Source organism: Janthinobacterium sp. HH104, from assembly GCF_001758715.1.
GTDB classification, from domain to species: domain Bacteria; phylum Pseudomonadota; class Gammaproteobacteria; order Burkholderiales; family Burkholderiaceae_D; genus Janthinobacterium; species Janthinobacterium aestuarii.
In genome coordinates, this window is the sequence record NZ_LRIB01000060.1 from 83,752 (window position 1) to 103,641 (window position 19,890).

General features: G+C 65.7%; 17 protein-coding genes. 13 read left to right on the forward strand and 4 right to left on the reverse strand.

The window, feature by feature from the left end; all coding sequences use genetic code 11:
• The first annotated feature begins 30 nt into the window (after positions 1 to 30).
• The 3 genes from JAB6_RS27305 to JAB6_RS27315 all read left to right on the forward strand — a co-directional run bounded on the left by JAB6_RS27305 (position 31) and on the right by JAB6_RS27315 (position 4,773).
• Positions 31 to 1,818 (forward strand): MFS transporter, encoded by a 1,788-nt coding sequence (locus tag JAB6_RS27305; RefSeq protein WP_070305927.1) that lies wholly within the window; start codon positions 31 to 33, stop codon positions 1,816 to 1,818.
• Between the two features lie 211 nt (positions 1,819 to 2,029).
• The gene (locus JAB6_RS27310; RefSeq protein ID WP_034751289.1) at positions 2,030 to 3,427 is read left to right on the forward strand and encodes an amino acid permease; all 1,398 of its coding nucleotides are present in this window, start codon (positions 2,030 to 2,032) and stop codon (positions 3,425 to 3,427) included.
• Between the two features lie 59 nt (positions 3,428 to 3,486).
• A complete protein-coding gene (locus JAB6_RS27315) occupies positions 3,487 to 4,773 on the forward strand; it encodes a DUF445 domain-containing protein (protein WP_070305928.1) in 1,287 nt (428 codons plus the stop codon).
• Positions 4,774 to 4,779: 6 nt separating this feature from the next.
• Here the strand turns inward: JAB6_RS27315 and JAB6_RS27320 are convergent, their stop codons facing one another.
• Positions 4,780 to 5,805, reverse strand: a complete 1,026-nt coding sequence (locus JAB6_RS27320; protein ID WP_070305930.1) for an LLM class oxidoreductase — start codon at positions 5,803 to 5,805, stop codon at positions 4,780 to 4,782.
• A gap of 18 nt (positions 5,806 to 5,823) precedes the next feature.
• Complete coding sequence (locus tag JAB6_RS27325; RefSeq protein WP_070305931.1) at positions 5,824 to 6,474, reverse strand: glutathione S-transferase family protein; 651 nt, start codon at positions 6,472 to 6,474, stop codon at positions 5,824 to 5,826.
• Between the two features lie 125 nt (positions 6,475 to 6,599).
• On the opposite strand from JAB6_RS27325, the gene JAB6_RS27330 reads away from it, so the two are divergent.
• Positions 6,600 to 7,502 carry a LysR substrate-binding domain-containing protein gene (locus JAB6_RS27330; RefSeq protein WP_070305933.1) on the forward strand — a complete coding sequence of 301 codons (903 nt, stop codon included), beginning with the start codon at positions 6,600 to 6,602 and terminating at the stop codon, positions 7,500 to 7,502.
• Here JAB6_RS27330 and JAB6_RS27335 read toward each other — a convergent pair.
• Entirely contained in the window at positions 7,499 to 7,732 is a 234-nt protein-coding gene (locus JAB6_RS27335) for a hypothetical protein (protein WP_070305935.1), read from the reverse strand. The genes JAB6_RS27330 and JAB6_RS27335 overlap by 4 nt on opposite strands.
• 356 nt (positions 7,733 to 8,088) lie before the next feature.
• On the opposite strand from JAB6_RS27335, the gene JAB6_RS27340 reads away from it, so the two are divergent.
• The 9 genes from JAB6_RS27340 (at position 8,089) to JAB6_RS27380 (ending at position 19,327) form a co-directional block, all read left to right on the forward strand.
• Complete coding sequence (locus tag JAB6_RS27340; protein ID WP_070305936.1) at positions 8,089 to 8,991, forward strand: sensor domain-containing diguanylate cyclase; 903 nt, start codon at positions 8,089 to 8,091, stop codon at positions 8,989 to 8,991.
• Positions 8,992 to 9,051: 60 nt separating this feature from the next.
• On the forward strand, positions 9,052 to 9,555 hold the full coding sequence (locus JAB6_RS27345) for a chemotaxis protein CheW (RefSeq protein WP_070305938.1): 504 nt from the start codon (positions 9,052 to 9,054) through the stop codon (positions 9,553 to 9,555).
• 52 nt (positions 9,556 to 9,607) lie between these two features.
• A complete protein-coding gene (locus tag JAB6_RS27350; protein ID WP_070305940.1) occupies positions 9,608 to 10,666 on the forward strand; it encodes an HD domain-containing phosphohydrolase in 1,059 nt (352 codons plus the stop codon).
• A 14-nt stretch (positions 10,667 to 10,680) separates the two neighbouring features.
• Positions 10,681 to 11,823 carry an FIST signal transduction protein gene (locus tag JAB6_RS27355; protein WP_070305941.1) on the forward strand — a complete coding sequence of 381 codons (1,143 nt, stop codon included), beginning with the start codon at positions 10,681 to 10,683 and terminating at the stop codon, positions 11,821 to 11,823.
• Complete coding sequence (locus tag JAB6_RS27360; protein WP_070305943.1) at positions 11,820 to 15,317, forward strand: PAS domain S-box protein; 3,498 nt, start codon at positions 11,820 to 11,822, stop codon at positions 15,315 to 15,317. Before JAB6_RS27355 ends, JAB6_RS27360 begins: the two co-directional genes overlap by 4 nt.
• Before the next feature lie 62 nt (positions 15,318 to 15,379).
• Positions 15,380 to 17,185 (forward strand): alpha/beta hydrolase, encoded by a 1,806-nt coding sequence (locus tag JAB6_RS27365; RefSeq protein WP_083293068.1) that lies wholly within the window; start codon positions 15,380 to 15,382, stop codon positions 17,183 to 17,185.
• 34 nt (positions 17,186 to 17,219) lie between these two features.
• Positions 17,220 to 18,065, forward strand: a complete 846-nt coding sequence (locus JAB6_RS27370; RefSeq protein WP_070305945.1) for a universal stress protein — start codon at positions 17,220 to 17,222, stop codon at positions 18,063 to 18,065.
• A gap of 76 nt (positions 18,066 to 18,141) precedes the next feature.
• The gene (locus JAB6_RS27375) at positions 18,142 to 18,882 is read left to right on the forward strand and encodes a hypothetical protein (RefSeq protein ID WP_070305947.1); all 741 of its coding nucleotides are present in this window, start codon (positions 18,142 to 18,144) and stop codon (positions 18,880 to 18,882) included.
• Positions 18,863 to 19,327 carry a hypothetical protein gene (locus tag JAB6_RS27380; protein ID WP_070305949.1) on the forward strand — a complete coding sequence of 155 codons (465 nt, stop codon included), beginning with the start codon at positions 18,863 to 18,865 and terminating at the stop codon, positions 19,325 to 19,327. The genes JAB6_RS27375 and JAB6_RS27380 overlap by 20 nt, the downstream gene beginning before the upstream one ends.
• A 57-nt stretch (positions 19,328 to 19,384) precedes the next feature.
• Here JAB6_RS27380 and JAB6_RS27385 read toward each other — a convergent pair whose 3' ends face one another.
• Positions 19,385 to 19,762: a cytochrome c gene (locus tag JAB6_RS27385; RefSeq protein ID WP_217494666.1), complete on the reverse strand. Its 378-nt coding sequence runs from the start codon at positions 19,760 to 19,762 to the stop codon at positions 19,385 to 19,387.
• Between the last annotated feature and the right edge of the window lie 128 nt (positions 19,763 to 19,890).

Here is a 19,890-nt window from a genome sequence, read left to right on the forward strand (position 1 = left end):
AACTTACCTCAACCCCGTCCCGGAGTTACCATGCACGACACGTCACACAAGGCCCCCGTGTGGGCCATGCGCTACCTGCTATTTATTGCCGGCATGGGGGGATTGCTGTACGGCATAGACATCGGCATCATCGCCGGCGCCCTGCCCTACCTGGAATCGACGGCCTCCGTGGCATGGAAACTGACGGCCCAGCAGCTGAGCTTTATCGTCGCCGCCGTGCTATTGGGTTCCGTGCTGTCGTCGCTGTTCGCCGGCGCCCTGGCCGACCTCTTGGGCCGGCGCTGGGTGATGTTCCTGGCCGGCGCCCTGTTCAGCGCCAGCATCCCGCTGATCGCGCTGGCCGACGGCTACACGCCGCTGCTGCTGGGCCGTCTGCTGCAAGGCATCAGTGGCGGCTTGATCGGCGTCGTCGTGCCTTTGTACCTGGCTGAATGCCTGCCCGCGCAGCAGCGTGGACGCGGCGCCGCCCTGTTCCAGCTGCTGCTGACCATCGGCCTGGTGGCCGCCGCCCTGATCGGCCTGATGCAGGCGCAGACGGTGGAAACGGCCACGCAGGCCGCGCAGGCGTTGCCGGAAGCGGGCCGCGTCGCCGCCATCTTCACGGCCAAGGACCAGGCCTGGCGCAGCATCTTCTGGGTCTGTTTGACGCCGGGCCTCGTGTTTACCGTCGGCGCCCTGCTGCTGGCCGAGTCGCCGCGCTGGCTGGCGCAACGGGGCTGCATCGAGCAGGCGCGCCAGTCGCTGCTGCGCACGCGTTTGCCCGCCGCCGCCGACATCGAACTGCGCGAGATGCAAGATACGCCCGAGAATACGGCCAAGGCCAGCGGCAAGGCGAAAGACCCGCTGCTGAGCCGCCGCTACGTGCTGCCCTTCCTGCTGGCCTGTTTGATCCTCGCCTGCACGCAGGCGACGGGCATCAATTCCATCCTCGCCTATGTCGTCAATATCCTGAACCAGGCGGGCCTGTCGGGCGCCTCGGCCAACATGGCGGACGTCTTACTGAAAGTACTCAATGCCGTGATGACGGTGGTGGCCGTACTGCTGGTCGACCGCAAGGGCCGCAAGTTCCTGCTGATGCTGGGCACGGGCGGCATCGTCGTCTCGCTGCTGGCGGCCGGCCTTCTGTTCCGCGGCGCCGAAGCCCACCTGGTCGACGTGCGCCCCGCCATCGCGGCGCAAGTGCAGGCCGATGGCCTGGCCTTGCAGCTCGATGCGGCCGCCTTGACGGCCCTGGGTGCGGCGGCCGACGGCACGCCGCAGCAGCTGACCATCGCCTACGCCTACGGCCCGTTCACGAACGTAAAAAGCTTGCGCAGCGACGACGCCGTGCTGCGCCAGGTGACGATCGCCCGCGACGAGGCCGTGCAGCCCGACAGCGTGATTGGCGTGTTCTTCCGCAAGCTGCACCTGAACCCGTTCGCCGACCCGGCCGCCGGCCGCGAAGCGCCGCTGCGCATCGAGAAGGCCAGCCTGGGCCCCGTGCCCTCGTCCACGCACGGCTGGCTGGTGGCGATCGCCATCTGCGTGTTCGTGTCCAGCTTTGCCGTGGGACCGGGCGTGTGCGTGTGGCTGGCCCTATCCGAACTGATGCCGACGCGCATCCGCTCGAACGGCATGAGCATCGCGCTGCTCGTCAACCAGTTCGTCTCGACGGTGATCGCCGCCATCTTCCTGCCGACCGTGGGCTTGCACGGTTATTCGACCCTGTTCTTCTTCGGCGCCGGCTGCACGGTGCTGTACTTCCTGGCGGCCGCCTTCCTGCTGCCGGAAACCAAGGGCAAGACCCTGGAAGAGATCGAAGCGCACTTTGCCAAGTAAGCCAGAGTAACCAACTGTAGCAGTCTCCTTTCCAGCCCCGGCTCACCATCCGGGGCTGTTTTTTTGCCGGCCGGACAAGTTTGCGGGGCTGGCGCGCACGGCACCATACGGTTTTCCTTCTGGAATCCCGGGCGCGTGGGCTAGAATCTGGCTGCGTCGTGCTACTCACGAGGCGGCAATGGCGCCATGACAAAAACCACCAGGAGACACAGTGAGCTTATTTAGAACCAAGAATTTGGATGACATGATCGCCCACAGCAAGAAACCGGGAGGTCTGGCGAAAGTGCTGGGGCCCTTCGACCTTGTCCTCATGGGCATAGGCGCCATCGTCGGCACGGGCATTTTTGTGCTCACCGGCACGGGCGCCCTGACGGCCGGGCCCGCCTTGTCGCTGTCGTTCGTCGTGGCGGCCGTCGCCTGCTGTTTCGCCGCCCTGTGCTATGCGGAATTCGCTTCCACCGTGCCCGTGGCCGGCTCCATCTATACCTACAGCTATGCCACTTTGGGCGAGCTGGCCGCCTGGATGATAGGCTGGGACCTGCTGCTCGAGTACGGCCTGGCCGCGGCCGCCGTCTCCGTCGGCTGGTCCGGCTACTTCCAGTCGCTGCTGTCGGGCTTTGGCATCGCCCTGCCCGTCGCCCTGACGGCGGCGCCCGGTGCCCTGCCTGGCGTGACCACCTTCATCAACCTGCCGGCCCTCGTCATCATGCTGCTGCTGACGGCCATGCTGGGCTGGGGCGTGCGCGAATCGGCGCGCCTGAACAACATCATGGTCGCCATCAAGGTAGGCGTGGTCCTGCTGTTCATCATCTTCGGCGCGCGCCACGTGCAGCCGGCCAACTGGCAGCCCTACATGCCGTTCGGCTACCACGGCATGCTGAGCGCCGCCGCCCTCGTCTTCTTCGCCTTCATCGGCTTTGACGCCGTCACTTCGGCCGCCGAGGAAGTCAAGAAACCGTCGCGCGACCTGCCGATCGGCATCATAGGATCCTTGGCCGTGTGCGCCGTGCTGTACGTCGTGGTGTCGGCCATCATGACGGGCATCGTGCCATATCAAAAATTCCTCGGCGTCGACCATCCCGTCTCGCTGGCCCTGCAGTATGCGGGCGAAAACTGGATCGCCGGCTTCGTCGACCTGGGCGCCATCCTCGGCATGACCACCGTGATCCTCGTGATGGCCTTCGGCCAGACGCGCATCATCTTCGCCATGTCGCGCGACGGCTTGCTGCCCAAGCGCCTGTCGACCGTGCACCCGCGCTTCCACACGCCGTTCTTCGCCACCTGGCTGGTCGGCATCGTCTTCGGCCTGATCGCCGCCGTGATCCCGCTCAACATCCTCGCTGAGCTGATCAACATCGGTACCCTGGCCGCCTTCACCATGGTCTCCGTCGCCGTCGTGGTGCTGCGCAAGAAGCGTCCGGACCTGCCGCGCGCCTTCCGCTGCCCTGGCGTGCCGTACGTGCCGGCGCTGGCCGTGATCCTGTGCGTGGGCCTGATGACCTTCCTGAGCTGGGTCACCTGGGTGGCCTTTACCATCTGGCTCGTGATCGGCCTGGTCATCTACTTCGGCTACGCGCGCCGCCGTTCGCTGCTGCATCCGCAACAGTAATCCCTCCACTGCGCCATCGCAGTAAGATGGCGGTCTCGCAACCCCGCAGACCGCCATCGATGCAACGCTCCCCCGACCTCATCAAACAGCTGGACCACAGCACGGACCAGCTCAAGCGCGCGCGCCTGCGCAACATGCAGTGGCTGGCCGTTGGCTTGCTGCTGCTCGCCGCGCTGGTCTTTGCCGTGGCCCGCTCGCAGCGCGGCGGCCACCCGGCCTGGGGCTATGTGGAAGCGTTCGCCGAAGCGTCCATGGTGGGCGCGATCGCCGACTGGTTCGCCGTCGTCGCCTTGTTCCGCCACCCGCTGGGCATTCCCTTGTGGCATACGGCCATCATCCCGAACAGCAAGGCCGACATCGGGCGCAGCCTGGGCGCCTTCGTGGAAAACCATTTCATTACCGAGCAAGGCATCGCCGAGCGCATCGCGCAAGCCGACCCCGCCGCGCGCCTGGGCGCCTGGCTGGCCGACGAAGCCCACGCGCGGCAGCTGGGCATGGCCAGCGCCGGCGTGGCGAAACAGCTGCTGGCGATGGCCGACCACGACAAGCTGGGCCACCTGCTGCGCGAACAGGCCAGCGGCTACCTCGGTCAATTGAACCTGTCGGACGTGGCGGCCGACTGCATCGATGCGCTGATCGCCGACGGCAAGCCGCAAGAATTGCTGGACTTCCTGCTCGACCGCGGCGCCGCCTACCTCGACGACGAGGCGCACCACGCGGCCATCGGCGACTTCGTGCTGGGCGCCTTCCAGATCGAGAACGCGCTGATCAAAAAAGCCGTGAAAGCGTACGAGCCGCGCATGATCGCCTCGCTGCAAAAATTCGCCATCGCCGTGCGCATCGATCCCGATCACCCGCTGCGCCAGCGCATCGCCGGCTGGATCGCCGACAGCGCGCTGCACCTGAAGGCCGACCCGCAGTGGCAGGACACGGTGCGCCGCTACCAGTTGCAACTGATCGCCAGCGACACGGTGCAAGCCATGCTGGGCGACGTGTGGAAGCACATCAGCACGCGCGTGCTGGCCGACCTGCACGCGGACCAGCCCGTGCTGGCGCAAGCCATCGCCAGCCTGGCGCGCAACACGGGCCGGGTGCTGGGCACGGACGACCATGCGCGGGCATGGCTGAACGGCGCCATCGTCGCCGGCAGCGGCTCGCTGGTGCGCCGCTACCGGGGCGAGGTGGGCGCCTTCATCGCCAGCCGCCTCGACTTGTGGAGCAAGGAAGAAATGAGCGAACGCATCGAACTGGCCATCGGGCGCGACCTGCAATTCATCCGCATCAACGGCACCATCGTGGGCGGCCTGGCCGGCTTGCTCATTTACGCGGCCAGCCAGGCGTTCTAAGCAGGCTTACCAGCGTGGCACGGCGCTGACCGGTGCCGCATGCGAAGGAAAATGCGGCAGCACTTCCTGCGCCAGCTCCCGCAGCACCTCGGCGGCCGGACGCCGGCCATGCTGGATGCCCAGTGCCGCATGGTTGACGCCCGCTTCCTGCCATTCCCCCAGCAGATCGATCAAGCCCTTGCGCCCCGTGCGCAGCACATAGCCGCTGCGCACGGGCGTGCGCGGATAGTCGGGGTCGTCCACCAGGTCCAGCCACTCATTGCACATGTGTGGGCGGAAGCCGCCATCCGGGATGCACTGGCGCCAGGCGCGGATCTTTTCCGCCAGCCGGCGCGGCCCGTCCGGCGTATCGGTCGCTTCCGGATACGTCAGCCAGCCATCGGCATGCCGCCCTATCCACTCAAGCGGCTGGCCCGAGGAACTGGTGACGATCAGGGGAATGGCGCCCGCCACGGGCTTGGGCAGCAGTTCGAGACCCTCGAGCTTGCCCAGCGGGCTGCTGACATCCACGGGGCCAGGGCGCAGCAACTGGCGGAACAGGTGCACGGCCTGCGCATAGCGTTCGCCACGCGTATCGTACGGCACGCCATATGCGGGAAATTCGCTGGCGCGGTCGCCCGAGGCCGTGCCCAGCACCAGGCGCCCGCCCGACAACTGGTCGATGCTGGCGGCCGCCTTGGCCAGGTCGATCGGATGGCGCAGGGTAAAAATGGCGCTGCCCGTGGCCAGGGCCAGCGAGTCCGTGCGCGCCGCCAGGTAGGCGAGATAGGTCCATGGGTCGAACAGCTGGCCCGCATCGCCGAAGCGCGGGTCGAACAGGGGAATATCGCGCACCCAGGCGGCGGCAAAGCCTTGCCTGTCCATGGCGGCGACCAGGTCGGCCTGGCCGGCCAGCGCCTGCATGTCGCCCTGGTAAAAGCGCAGCGGCAGATAAATGCCGAGGGTGAGCGCACCGGGCGCGAACATGCGGCGGTAGCCGCGGTGCTGGGTGAAGGCCTGCGACGAGGCGCCTTCCGTGTTGTCATTGCTCATGCTGTTCCTCGATAAAAATCAGGCGCCCGTGGCGGGCGCGGGGATAGTGACGCCCAGCTGCACGGCCGGGCGCGCCGCCACGCGGGCGTACCAGCTGCTGACGTGCGGCCAGGCGGATAAATCGAAGCCGACGATGCGGGCGATGTGCAGCCAGCCGAAGCTGGCGATGTCGGCAATGGAATAGTCGTCGCCGGCAAGGTAGGCGTTGGCCGCCAGGCGGCCATCCATGGCGATTAGCGCGGCGTCGCACAAGCGGCGAAAGTGCGCCGTGGCGGGCACGTTCGCGCCCGCGTCGGCGATCTCGAAATGCACGCGCTGGCCCAGCACCGGCCCCATGCTGGCCGCATGAAATTGCAGCCAGGTGATGGCGGCCCAGCGTTGCGCGGGCGCCTTGGGCAGCAGCCGCCCCGTCTTCTCGGCCAGGTACAGCAGGATAGCGGCCGACTCGAACACGGTGACGCCCGTCTCGTGGTCGACCAGCACGGGAATGCGCCCGTGCGGATTGCGGGCCAGGAAAGCGGGCAGCCGGTGTTCGCCCTGCTCAATGCGCACATGGCGCAATTGATACGGCAAGCCCAGTTCGGCCAGTGCAATCGTGGCCTTGAAGCCGTTGGGCGAGCTGTCGGTGTAGAGTTCAAGCGAACCCGCCGGGGATGTGATGCTGTGCATGGAGTATCCTGTCGATATAGTTTTACTGAAGTAAAATAAGCGTTGCAAACACCGCTATCCTCGCTCTTATCTTCGGAGAATGGAAACGATGATTTTTGCTGTCTTACTATAGAAAAACTATATCCATGAAACATCCATTACCGCTCCAGGCGCTACGCGCCTTTGTCGAAGTGGGCCAGCGCGGCAGCATCAAGGCCGCTGCCGAAGCGCTGCACGTGACGTCGGGCGCCGTCAGCCAGCAAATCCGCCTGCTGGAAGAACGGGTCGGCATGCCCCTGTTTACGCGCGAACGCCAGGGCTTGCGCCTGACCGAAGCGGGCGCCATGGTCCACCCCACCCTGCTGGGTGCCTTTGCGCAGATCGCCGGCGTCAGCCAGGCACTGGAAGACATGGGTGGGCGCCAGACGCTCACCGTCAGCACGGTCGCCACCTTTGCCGCCGCGTGGCTGGTGCCGCGCCTGGGCCGCTTCAACCAGCGCCACCCGCAAATCGAGGTGCGCGTGGAAGCCACGTCGGCGCTGGTCGACCTGCGCCGCGACAGGGTCGACGTGGCCTTGCGCCACGGCCTGGGAGAGTATCCGGGCTTGCAGGTGACGCGGTTAATGGCACCCGTGCTGGTGCCCGTCGCCAGCCCCGCCCTGATGGCAGGCCAGCCGCCCATTGCCACGCCCGGCGATTGCCTGCGCTACCCGCTGCTGCACGATACGGACCGCGCCGACTGGCCGTTGTGGCTGGCCGCGCATGGCGCCTCGGACGGCAGCGCGGATGCGGCGCGGGCGCTGCGCGGCTCGGCCTTCGAAGATGATTTTCTGTTGATACGCGCGGCCGAGGCGGGACAGGGACTGGCCCTGGTGCCGCAGCTGTACGCGCAGGAGGAAATCGCCGCAGGACGCCTGGTGCAAGTGCTGGACTTGCCCTGGCCCGCGCGCTTTGCCTACTACCTGGTGACGCGGCCCGACGCGGCCACGCGCCCTGCCGTCCAGGCATTCATGGCATGGATCCGCGAGGAGGCGCAGGCCGCGCGCTAGAGTCCATGCTCGCCTGCCGCGCACGACACCACGCCGCACATGGCGCTGAACGGCGCCGGCATGCCGGCGCGTCCCGTGGCGATGCAGGCCGCGGCCGGCACCACGGCCAGCAGCAGGGCCAGGTAAGCGATCGCCTTCAGGCGCTGCATCGATGCATGGCGCACCTGCGCCCCGTGTGGATAGCCCTTGCCCGCCTCTACGCTGCCTCTTACCGACATCTTCGTATGCATGTCCGTCTCCTCTATCCACAGTGAATGGTGTTGCTTCACTGAATTTTGCTACATAAATTTACCGAATACAATAAATAATTTCACGAAAAAATCATTTTCTCTTTCCGTGAGCAAACGAAACGAAGAAGAAAACTTTGCTCACCATAGGAAGAAATGGCCCAGCATCAGCTGTTTACGCCATGCGCCCCCGAACTTAGCTGTGTCGAAAATCAAAATAAAATCATGGAAATCACAATATTCGTTGAAATCATTTTTATTTGATGTATGATGAGTGCAAAGGAGCGCCCAGGGCGATTCGGCAGACCTCTTTGCGTCGACCGCCCGGCATCTCCACCTTCTTTGTAGGGGACAAGCAGATGAACAGAATCCTGGCCTTGCGCCTGCTCGACGCCGCCGATGACGCCGCCGTCATCATCGATGCGGGCTCGCGCATCCGCTATGCGAACGATGCCATGTATGCGCTGAGCGGCTATGCCGTGGGCAGCTTGCCGGGCCAGCCGATCGAGGCGCTGCTGCCCGACGCCGTGCGCGAGCAGCATGGCGCGCAGATCGGCGCGTATCTAGCCGGCTACAAGAAGTCCCGGGTGCTGGGCCACAAGCGCCATTTCGCCATTCGCCACCGCGATGGCACGATGCTGCCCATTGTGCTCAAGGCCATGGACCTGGGCACCCTCGACGATGAAAACTTCATGGGCGCCTTTTTCATCGACCAGCGCCGCGAACTGGCCATCGAGCAGCAGAACGCGGCCCGCTGGCAGCAGTTGCAGCGCATCGCCCTCAGCGATCCCCTGACCCAGCTACCCAACCGCCGCGCCTTCGAGATCGACGCCGTGCGCACGGCGGCGCGCTCCAGGCGCTCGGGCCACCCGATGACCATCGGCATCGCCGACATCGATTTCTTCAAGCATGTCAATGACCAGCATGGCCATGCGGCCGGCGACGCCGTGCTGCAAGCCATCGCGGCCATCATCCTGGCCCAGGCACGGGCCGCCGATGTCGTCGCCCGCGTGGGCGGCGAGGAATTCGGCTTGCTGTTCCCCCACACGGACCTGGCCAGGGCGCGCCAGGTGGCCGAGCGCATCCGCCTTGCCGTGGCCGCGGCGCAGGTCGATGTCGAGCACGCGCCCATCGCCGCGACGATCAGCATCGGCCTGGCGCCGCTGCCTGCGGACGGCGACTGGAAAGCGGGCTTCACGCAGGCCGATGCCGCCCTGTACCAGGCCAAGAAAAATGGCCGCAACCGCGTCGAGCAGGCTTGAACCCCGCCCGGCGATCCTCGCAGTCCCATGCAGTACGCAGCACCTGACAGGAGCAAGCACATGGAAACGACCACGACACATGCCGCCGCAGCGGGCCAATGGGCGCAAGCGGGCGCGCGGGAATTGCTGGTCTTCGGACTGGGCAAGGAGGAATACGCGATCGACATCGGCCTGGTGCAGGAAATCCGCGGCTACGGCGCCGTCACCCGCATCGCCAACGCGCCCGCCTTCCTCAAGGGCTTCATCCACCTGCCCGGCAGCATCGTGCCGCTGGCCGACCTGCGCATTGCGCTGGGCCAGGCCGAGCCCGCGTACGATGCCTCGACCGTGGTGATCATCCTCGTCTTCGCGCATGGCGCCACCGGCATCGTGGTCGACCGCGTGGCCGATGTGGTGCCGCTGGCGCCGGCACAGATCAAGCCGCCGCCGCAGCTGCACGGTTCGGCCATGGCCGGCCACGTGACGGCCATCGGCGCCCTCGGCGAGCGCATGTTGATCGTGCTCGACATGGACAGCCTGCTGGCGGGCCTGGGCATGCACGCCACGGGCGAGCTGGCGGCCTGAGCCAGCCACCGCCGTCCCGTCCGCCACCTGACCGCCATCCGCCGGAGACACCATGAGCATCCTGATCGTCGATGACAACGACACCAACCTGAGCCTGCTATCGACCCTGGCGTGCAAGGCCAGCAGCATCGAGACGGTCTGCATGAGCGATCCCGTCGATGCGCTGTACTGGTGCGAATCGCACGTGCCGGACCTGGTCCTGCTCGACTACCGGATGCCCAGCCTGTCGGGCAACGAGTTCCTCAGCATTTTCCGCAAGATGGGCGGCATGGCCGACATCCCCATCATCATGGTGACCACGGAAAACGACCGCGTCGTGCGCAAGCAAGCCTTTTCGCTGGGCGTCACCGAGTTTCTCACCAAGCCCGTCGACACCATCGAATTCAGCCTGCGCGTGCGCAATCTGCTGGCCCTGCGCACGGCGCAAACCATGCTGGCCGACCGCGCCAAGCTGCTCGAACACGAAGTGGCCCAGGCCATCGCCAACGTCACGGCCAGGGAGATGGAACTGGTCACGCGCCTGGCGCGGGCGGCCGAATTCCGCGACCCGGAAACGGGCGCCCACATCATGCGCATGGCGCGCTACTCGGCGCTGATCGCCAGGAACCTGGGCATGGATGCGCAGTGGCAGGAGCTGCTGCTCAAGGCGGCGCCCATGCACGACGTGGGAAAGCTGGCCACGCCCGACCATATCCTGCTCAAGCCGGGACGGCTCGACCCCGATGAAATGGCCATCATGCGCCTGCATGCGAAGATCGGCGGCCATATCCTGGCCGGCAGCGATTCGCCGCTGATCCGCCTGGCCGAGGAAATCGCCTGCGGCCACCACGAAAAATATGACGGCAGCGGCTATCCGGACGGCCTGGCGGGCGAGCAGATACCGCTGTCGGCGCGCATCGTCGCCGTGGCCGACGTCTTCGACGCGCTCAGCTCGGAGCGCCCGTACAAGCCGGCCTGGCCTCTGGCGCAGGCGCGCCAGTACCTGGAGGAAAACCGGGGCGGCCATTTCTGCCCGCTGTGCCTCGACGCCTTCCTGGGCGCCTGGGACGAGGTGCTCGCCATCCGCGACAGCCTGCCCGACCCCGTCCAGCAACACGCCCACCCACTGTAAGCGAGGAGCCTGCCATGCGCGTGCAACAACTGATCCTGAAAAACCGTGCCGACATCGATGCCGCCCTGGCGCCGCTGGCCGCCATGACGCCCGACCTGGTGCTGGTCTTCGGCGCCTGCCCCTATTTCGCCACGCCCGACCTCACGGCGGCGCTGCGCCGGCAGCTGCCCGGCGCCGTCATCGCCGGCTGCTCCACGGCCGGCGAGATCGCCGGCAAGCGCGTCCACGACGACAGCTGCGTCATCACCGCCATCCGCTTCGCCCACACCACGGTGGCGATTGCCGACGCCATCATCTGCGACATGGCCGATTCGCACGACACGGGCGAGCGCCTGGCGCAGGCCCTGCCGCACGATGGCCTGACGGCCGTCTTCATGCTGGGCACGGGCGTGGCCATCAACGGCAGCGCCCTGATCGCCGGTCTGCAGGCGAACCTGCCGCCTGGCGTGACGGTGTCGGGCGGACTGGCGGCGGACGGCGGCGCCTTCCTCCAGACGTGGACCCTGGGCCCGCGCGGCGCGGCCGACAATACCATCGTCGCCGTCGGCCTGTACGGCGAACGCATCCGCCTCGGCTACGGCAGCCATGCGGGCTGGGAAGCGTTCGGCCCCGCGCGCAAGGTGACGCGCTGCGTCGACAACGTGCTGTATGGCCTCGATGGCGCGCGGGCGCTCGACATCTACAAGCTGTACCTGGGCGACCATGCGCGCGACCTGCCCGCTTCAGGCCTGCTGTTCCCGTTTGAAATGCTCACGGCGGCGCATGAAAAAAGCAATGTGTTTCGCACCATCCTCGCCGTCGATGAAGAGCAAGGTTCGCTGACCCTGGCCGGCGACATCCTCGCCGACGGCTACTTGAGACTGATGCATTCCAGTACCAACCGGCTGATCGACGGGGCCGAGACGGCCGCGCGCGGCGTCGCCCCCCACGCCGATGCGCAGGGCGACCAGCTGGCCCTGCTGGTCAGCTGCGTGGGACGCAAGCTGGTGATGGGCGACCGGGCCGAGGAAGAGGTCGAAGCCGTGGCAGACCTGCTGGGCGGCGCGGCCTGCATCGCCGGCTTTTACTCGAACGGCGAAATCGGCATCGCCCAGCCGCATGGCGCATGCCAGCTGCATAACCAGACGATGACCGTGACTGTATTGAGCGAAGCATGAACCGCACCCTGGCACGCCAGTTGAACCGCGTCTGCGATATCGACTCGGATAGCGCCTGCGCCGCCCTGCTGGAACAGGCGCAGACACTGTGCGGGCGGGCGGACACGCCGCCCGAACTGGCCGGTTTTCTGGCCGGCTTGCCAGCCCTGCTGCAGCGCATCGACGGCGCCTACGAACAGTCCGAACGCGATCTGGACCTGCGCTCGCGCAGCCTGGAACTGAGTTCGAATGAACTGAGCATGACGAATGACCTGCTGCGCACGGAACTGGCCAGCCGCAACCGCGTGATCCAGTCGCTGCGCGTGGCGGCCGTGCGCCTGCTCGACAACAACGATTCCGGCCTGCGCCTGCCGCAGGAAGACGATATCGAAGGCCTGTCGGTGCTGCTGGCCGAGCTGGTGTCGCAGCAGGAACTGCGCCGCATCGAATTGCAGAACCAGCGCTTCGCGATGGACCAGCATGCGATTGTCAGCATCACGGACACGGCCGGCGTCATCATCTACGTCAACGACAAGTTCTGCGCCATCAGCGGCTTCGCGCGCGAAGAGCTGGTCGGCAAGACGCACCGCCTGATCAATTCGCGCGCGCATCCGGACGCCTTCTTTGCGCAGATGTGGCAAACCATTACGGCCGGCCACGTGTGGCACGGCGAAATCTGCAACCATGCCAAGGATGGCGGGCAATACTGGGTCGACGCCACCATCGTGCCCTTCCTCGACGCGGCCGGAAAACCCTATCAGTACATCGCCATCCGCACGGAAATCAGCGACAGCAAGCGCATGGCCGAGACCATCGCGAAAAGCGAGCGCGAATACCGCAACGTCGTCAACAGCCTCAATGAAGTGGTCTTCCGCACGGACCTGCACGGCGCCTGGACCTTCCTCAACCCCGCCTGGCACACCATCACGGGCTTTGGCGCCGCCGACAGCCTGGGCAAGAGCGTGCTGCAATTCGTCGATCCGCGCGACCGCGACCGCGCCGCGGCCGGCCTGTCCCAGCTGCTGGGCGGCCAGGTGGACAGCATGCGTCATGAAGCGCGCTACGTGACCCGCGATGGCGACGTGCGCTGGATCGACGTGTGCGCGCGCGCCGAACGCGATGGCCTGGGGCGGCTGGCTGGCATCACGGGCAGCCTGACGGACATCACGGAGCGGCGCCAGGCGGCGCGCGAGCTGCGCCACAACCTCAACTTCGTCGACGCGCTGATCGAAACCATCCCTATCCCCTTGTACCTGAAGGATGTGCAGGGCCGCTACCTGCGCGCCAACCGCGCCTTTTGCGCCTTCTTCCAGCTCGACCAGGCGCGCATCCCGGGCCTGACGGTGGCCGACATCCTGCCGCAGCAGCAGGCGCAGCAAGCGTTGCAGCACGACCTGGCACTGCTGCAGGACCGGGGCAACCAGTCGTATGAAGACCGGCTGACCGTCGGCACGCGGCAGGTCGATGTCCTGTGCAGCAAGGCGGCCCTGCTGAAATCCGACGGCAGCCTGCACGGCCTGGTGGGCACCATCGTCGACATTTCCAGTCAAAAGGCGGCCGAGCGCGCGCTGCTGCTGGCCAAGGAAGTGGCCGAATCGGCCAGCCGCTCGAAGAGCGAATTCCTGGCCAACATGAGCCACGAGATCCGCACGCCGATGAACGGCATCCTCGGCATGACGGACCTGGTGCTCGATTCCGAGCTCGATGCCCACCAGCGCAAATACCTGGAAATCGTCAAGGCCTCGGCCGACGCCCTGCTGTGCATCATCAACGACATCCTCGATTTCTCGAAGATCGAGGCGGGCATGCTGCCCCTGGGAAGCATCCCCTTCGACCTGCGCCAGCTGCTGCAGGAAACCATGCGCGCGCACGCCATGCGGGCGCAGGCCAGCGGCCTGGAACTGGTGCTCGACGTCGACCCCGCGCTGCCGCACACCCTGCTCGGCGACCCGGGCCGGCTGCGCCAGGTGCTGACCAATCTCGCGGGCAACGCCATCAAGTTCACGCCGCATGGCGAGGTGGTCGTCAGCGCCCGGCTGCGCGCCAGCGGCGATGGCGTGGCCAGCCTGCGCCTGAGCGTGCGCGACACGGGCATCGGCATCGCCGCCGACATGCAGGAGGCCGTCTTCGACGCCTTCCAGCAGGAAGACGGGTCGACCACGCGGCGCTTCGGCGGCACGGGACTGGGCCTGTCGATCACGCGCCGCCTGGTGACGATGATGGACGGCGGCATCGGCCTGACGAGCGAACTGGGCAAGGGCAGCTGTTTCACCGTAGACCTGGCACTGCCCATCGGCGAGCAGCAGCCCCTGGCGCCGCCGCCCGGCGCCTCGCTGGCCGCACGCAACATCCTGCTGGTGGACGACAATCCCAGCAGCCTGACCATCCTGCGCCGGATCTTCGAGCACAGCGGCGCCACGGTCACCGCCTGCGAGTCGGGCGAGGCGGCGCTGGCGCACTGCCGCGGCGCCTTGCCGGCGGACTGCATCATCATGGACTTCGCCATGCCCGGCATGAATGGCTTCGACACGGCATCGGCGCTGGCCGCCCTGCCCCACTGGAGCCAGGCGCCCATCGTCATGCTGTCTTCCTGCGGCAGCCTCGGCGACGCGGCGCGCTGCCGCGAACTCGGCATTGGCGGCTACCTGCTCAAGCCTGCCAGCCCCGAGGAATTGCTGACCGTCGCCATGAGCGTGCTGGGCACCCGCCGCGGCATGCCCAGCGCCGCGCCCGTGGCGACGCGCCAGGCCGTACGCGAAAGCATGCCCGGCCTGGACATCCTGCTCGTCGAGGACAACGCCATGAACCGCGAACTGGCCACCGTGCTGCTGTCGAATGCGGGCCACCGCGTCACGCATGCGGCAAACGGCCGCATCGCCCTCGATTGCCAGGCCGCCGGCCATTTCGACATGATACTGATGGACTTGCAAATGCCGGAGATGGGCGGTTTCGAAGCCACCGCGCAGATCCGCGCGCGCGAAGCGCAAGGCATGCCGCGGAGCGTCATCATCGCCATGACGGCCAGCGCCCTCGAAGGCGACCGGGAACGCTGCATCGCCGGGGGCATGGACGACTACCTGTCCAAGCCGTTCCGCACGGCCGCCTTCCACAGCCTGATCGAGCAGCATGTGTTGCAGATAAACAAGCAGACACCGCGCTTCGGCTACGGCGCCGCGCTGGCCCAGGCCGACACCGACGTGATCGGCATCATCGGCGCATCGTTCCTGACCGGCTTGCCGGCGCAGCTGGAGGCCCTGCGCACGTCCCTGCGCGCGGACGACCGGGCCACCGTCAGCCGGCAGGCGCACACGCTGGCCGGCTTGCTGGCCAACTTCCGCGCCGCACCGGCCGTCGCCATCGCCGCCGCCATCGAGCGCGAAGCGGCAAAGGCGCCGCAGGGTGCGTTGCTGGCGCGGCTCGATGCGCTGGACGAGCAACTGCGGCTGTTTGTGCAGGAAACGGACACGGCCATCCAGGCGGCAAGCCACATGCTGCACGCATCCGGCCAAACTTGATGTAGATCATAATTTTTTAAACAAGCTCTTGCTATCCTGTAAAAAAATGACAGGAGCCCTGGATGAGCAAGACGCAGCCGAGCGAAGCGGCGCACGACGTTGAACATGAGCGCCTGGGCAGCGCCTGGCAAGGCGTGCCGGCGCCCGACTATCCGGAAAGCGCGCCGGAAGGCGCCACCCTGGACTTGCTGCTGAACGCCTGGCTGGGCAAGTTCACGGGCGGCATTTCGCCGGCCGCGCTGGGCAACGCCTATGCCGACTGGCTCAGCCACCTGGCGCTGGCGCCGTCGAAGCAGCAAACCCTGCTGCAGGAAGCGTGGAAGAAGATCGGCCGCTGGCAGCAATATGCCTTGCAATCGGCCATGGCCGGCGGCGCCTTCGAGCCGTCGTGCATCGCGCCGCTGCCGCAGGACCGGCGCTTCGACGATCCGGCCTGGCGGCGCTGGCCGTACAACCTCGTCTACCAGGGTTTCCTGCTGCAGCAGCAATGGTGGCACCGCGCCACCACGGGCGTGCGCGGCGTCACGCCGCACCACGAGGATGTCGTCACGTTTACCGTGCGCCAGTGGCTCGACATGCTGGCACCGTCGAACTTCATGCTGACCAATCCCGTGGTCCAGCAAGCGGCCCTCGAGAGCGGCGGCGCCAGCCTGGCGCGCGGCGCGCAGCACCTGGCCGAAGACTGGCAGCGCGCCGCCATGGGACCGTATGCGCCCGACACGCGCCGCTACAAGGTGGGCGGGAACGTGGCCGTCACACCGGGCAAGGTGGTCTACCGCAACGACTTGATCGAATTGATACAGTACGCGCCCACGACCGCCACGGTGCATGCGACGCCCCTGCTGTTCGTGCCCGCGTGGATCATGAAGTTCTACATCCTCGACCTGTCGCCGCACAATTCGCTGGTGCGCTACCTGGTGGGCCAGGGCCACACGGTGTTCATGATTTCCTGGAAAAACCCCACGCAAGAAGACCGCGAGCTGTCGCTGGAAGACTACCGCCAGCTGGGCGTGATGGACGCGCTCGACGCCATTGTCCGCATCACGGGCGCGCCGCACGTGCACGCAGCCGGCTACTGCCTGGGCGGCACCCTGCTGGCGATCGCCGCCACCACGATGGCGCGCGACGGCGATGCGCGCCTGGCCAGCCTCACCATGCTGGCCTCGCAGGTGGATTTCAAGGAGCCGGGCGAACTGTCGCTGTTCATCGACGAGAGCCAGGTCAGCTTCCTGGAAGCGGCCATGTGGAAACAGGGCTACCTCGATACGAAGCAGATGGCGGGCGCTTTCCAGCTGCTGCGCTCGAACGACCTGGTCTGGTCGCGCCAGCTGCGCCATTATCTGCTGGGACAAGACGAGCAGGACAGCGACCTGATGGCCTGGAATGCGGACGCCACGCGCATGCCCTGCCGCATGCACTCGGAATACCTGCGTCGTCTGTTCCTGCACAACGACCTGGCCGAAGGCCGCTACCGCACGGCGGGCCGCCACATCGCCCTGCCCGACATCGATGCGCCCATCTTTGCCGTCGGTACCCTGACGGACCACGTGGCGCCGTGGCGCTCCGTGTACAAGCTGCAGCTGCTGACCGACACGGACGTCACTTTTTTACTCACCTCGGGCGGCCACAATGCGGGCGTGGTCTCGCCGCCGGGCCAGCCACGGCGCAGCTACCAGCTGGCCACGCACGGCCACGACGCACCCTACATCGACGCGGACAGCTGGCAACGCGACGTGCCGCACCATGACGGTTCGTGGTGGCCCGCCTGGCAGGCGTGGCTGGCGCAGCGCTCCGACGCGCAAGTGGCACCGCCGGCCATGGGGCCCGGCCTGGGCGACGCGCCGGGCCGCTACGTGCTGCAAACCTGATACTGACAACCGAGCGACAACCGAGGAAAACGCCATGCCCTACACCACCCTGCTGGTCCACGTCGACAATTCCCGCCACTGCGCCCAGCGCATCCGCCTGGCCGTGCGCCTTGCCGTTGCCGACGGCGCGCACCTGATCGGCTCGGCCATGAGCGGCATCTCGCGCTACGCGTATGGCGGCGGCGTCAACGCGCTGCAGTTTGCGCCGGCGCAGATGCAGGCGCTGCGCACCCAGGCCAGCGAGGCCTTGCACGACTTCGAGCGCATCGCCCGCGAAGAAGGCCTGGGAACCTATGAAACGCGCTTCGTCGACGACGACGCGCAAGGCGCGCTGCTGCTGCAGGCACGCTATTGCGACTTGCTGATCCTGGGCCAGACGGATGCGCAGGATACGCCGTCGCGCGTCATCGCCGGCACGCCCGAATACCTGATGCTCCACTGCGGCCGGCCCGTGCTGATGGTGCCGCACACGCCGTCCGCCGCGCCAGCGGGCAACGCGCAGCATCCGCTGCTGGCCTGGAACGGCAGCGCCGAAGCGCTGCGCGCCATCACCGATGCGCTGCCGCTGCTGCAAGGGGCGCGGCAGGTGACGCTGGCCGTCGTCAATTCGCACGCCCAGCCGGCCGCGCATGGCGAGCAGCCAGGCGCCGACCTGGCCCTGTACCTGGCGCGCCACGGCGTCAACGTCGAGGTGCTGCAGCACGACACGCCGCCGGGCCAGGACGTGGGCACGGCCCTGCTGGCCATGGCGGCCCAGCGGCACTGCGACCTGCTCGTGATGGGCTGCTACGGCCACATGCGCCTGCGCGAAGCGCTGCTGGGCGGCGTCACGCGCACGGTGCTGCAACAGATGACGTTACCGGTGCTGGTGTCGCACTAGGCGGCAGTGCGGTCATTTTTCATCATGAACTGATCATGCAATATGATTGGTAATCAATAACAAACTTGGCGAACGCATGTTCAGACACTATTTGACTTTCCACTTGGCCTTGGCTTTGGCAGCAAGCACTGGCGCCAGTTCTGCAAGCCCCGGTAATCACCTTGATACAGGCTGCTTTGTCAGCGCGGCAAAAGGCGGCGCCATGTGGGAAAACCGCCTTAAAATGGAAGAAAGTGGCCTGTTTCGCGTCGATTCAGGGGTGAAGAATGAAATCGAAGAACTCTCCAGCACGTTTGGCGTTCGCGCGGACTTTGGTTTTATTAACGATCTGGATGGTGCGAATGCCTATGCCTCCCCGGGCCATGACGTCTATCGCGTCATGTTCGGGATCCGCATGCTGCACCGCATGAGCGGGACCTTGAACCCGGTCGAGGACAAAAAAATTCCGCAAAAATTCCCTGAAGTGTGGGAAGGGGCAATGGGCGGCGTCATCGCACATGAGTGGGCCCATGTATTGCAATTCAAACAGGGCCTGATATTTCCATCCCCCGTCACGCCATCGGAGCTACACGCGGACTTTCTGGCCGGCTGGTACATGGGGATGAAAGGCCAACGAATGAAAATTGCGTATGAAGAATTAAAGCAGGAATTTTTCGCCATGGGCGATACCAACTTCAACGATCGCGACCATCATGGTACGCCCGAGCAGCGCAGGCACGCCATGTCAAGCGGCTATGAACTGGCGACGTCCGGCATGCACGATGTACAACAAGCTTTTGACAAGGGAATGCGGCTATATGGTCTTTCAAAAAAATAAATGGCAACTGTCGCTGGCACTCATCGGCGCATTGAGCGTCGTTGTGCCGCATACGTATGCGGCAACGACCAGCGCATGTGAAGAAACCACCGTCGGCAGACCCTTGAAGGGCTTTGAATTGCCGAAAAATGCCAGGAATTCCAATGACATCATTGCCGTGCTCGGAGCGCCGTTCTTCGCGACCTACCTGGCGGAAGAACGCAAAGACGTCCTGGTGTATGTGGACGGTTATTTTCGTGGCGAAAAAAAAGTGATGAACTCGGCCGACCCCGCACTATATGAGGGATACTCAAGTTCGCAGGAAAGCTGTGGCGTGGCCTTGATATTCACTTTCTCGCCAGCAGGCATGGTGTTTAAAATGACGGCGTTGAAGATTGCCGACTTGACCAAGGCGCATGCCAGCAAATTTGCGGATACGACGTGGGCAAACGCGGCAAAAGAATAGGCCATGTCGACAATCCGGAATGGCTCCGGATTGCCATGCCCGCCGCTCATCCCCGCATCACCGGTTTTTTAAAATCACGCCGCTCATGTATTGATTCAGATCGCGGAAATCCTTCACGCTCCAGGCGTGCGGCGCAATCTTGACGCCATTCTCTTTCAGGGTTTTCGGAATCAGGTCGCCATTCGGGCGAAGGATGACCGACGAGACGATCACGCCCGGATAATCATTGAGCCGTTTCTTGAAAGCGGCGGTGGTCAGATCGGGGGTACGGGGGTTGCTTTTATTTGCCAGCGGCCCCGTTCCTCTGATTTCGGCTCCGTGGCACACGGCACATCGCTGCATGTAGAGATTTTTTCCATTGACGTTCTCCGCGAAGGAGGACGATGTGTGAAGCAAAGATAAAAGGCCCAGCGTAGCGGTAAATACTAATTTCATTGTCATGTAGTTTGTTATTGATATCAACGGAGCTGGCTCAGGGCAAACCCCGTCAATGCCGCTGCAACGCTCCAGATAATATTTTAACCGGGATTGCTCATTCACCAAGTGACGCCTGCGGCCAGTCC

Excerpts from the sequence above, each read along its gene's own strand:
- JAB6_RS27380 (WP_070305949.1), top strand. The coding sequence starts at position 18,863 with ATGGTCTTTCAAAAAAATAAATGGCAACTGTCGCTGGCACTCATCGGC.
- JAB6_RS27325 (WP_070305931.1), bottom strand. The coding sequence starts at position 6,474 with ATGCACAGCATCACATCCCCGGCGGGTTCGCTTGAACTCTACACCGAC.
- JAB6_RS27335 (WP_070305935.1), bottom strand. The coding sequence starts at position 7,732 with ATGCATACGAAGATGTCGGTAAGAGGCAGCGTAGAGGCGGGCAAGGGC.
- JAB6_RS27355 (WP_070305941.1), top strand. The coding sequence starts at position 10,681 with ATGCGCGTGCAACAACTGATCCTGAAAAACCGTGCCGACATCGATGCC.
- JAB6_RS27350 (WP_070305940.1), top strand. The coding sequence starts at position 9,608 with ATGAGCATCCTGATCGTCGATGACAACGACACCAACCTGAGCCTGCTA.
- JAB6_RS27320 (WP_070305930.1), bottom strand. The coding sequence starts at position 5,805 with ATGAGCAATGACAACACGGAAGGCGCCTCGTCGCAGGCCTTCACCCAG.
- JAB6_RS27360 (WP_070305943.1), top strand. The coding sequence starts at position 11,820 with ATGAACCGCACCCTGGCACGCCAGTTGAACCGCGTCTGCGATATCGAC.
- JAB6_RS27345 (WP_070305938.1), top strand. The coding sequence starts at position 9,052 with ATGGAAACGACCACGACACATGCCGCCGCAGCGGGCCAATGGGCGCAA.
- JAB6_RS27375 (WP_070305947.1), top strand. The coding sequence starts at position 18,142 with ATGTTCAGACACTATTTGACTTTCCACTTGGCCTTGGCTTTGGCAGCA.
- JAB6_RS27330 (WP_070305933.1), top strand. The coding sequence starts at position 6,600 with ATGAAACATCCATTACCGCTCCAGGCGCTACGCGCCTTTGTCGAAGTG.
- JAB6_RS27365 (WP_083293068.1), top strand. The coding sequence starts at position 15,380 with ATGAGCAAGACGCAGCCGAGCGAAGCGGCGCACGACGTTGAACATGAG.
- JAB6_RS27315 (WP_070305928.1), top strand. The coding sequence starts at position 3,487 with ATGCAACGCTCCCCCGACCTCATCAAACAGCTGGACCACAGCACGGAC.
- JAB6_RS27340 (WP_070305936.1), top strand. The coding sequence starts at position 8,089 with ATGAACAGAATCCTGGCCTTGCGCCTGCTCGACGCCGCCGATGACGCC.
- JAB6_RS27370 (WP_070305945.1), top strand. The coding sequence starts at position 17,220 with ATGCCCTACACCACCCTGCTGGTCCACGTCGACAATTCCCGCCACTGC.
- JAB6_RS27385 (WP_217494666.1), bottom strand. The coding sequence starts at position 19,762 with ATGAAATTAGTATTTACCGCTACGCTGGGCCTTTTATCTTTGCTTCAC.
- JAB6_RS27305 (WP_070305927.1), top strand. The coding sequence starts at position 31 with ATGCACGACACGTCACACAAGGCCCCCGTGTGGGCCATGCGCTACCTG.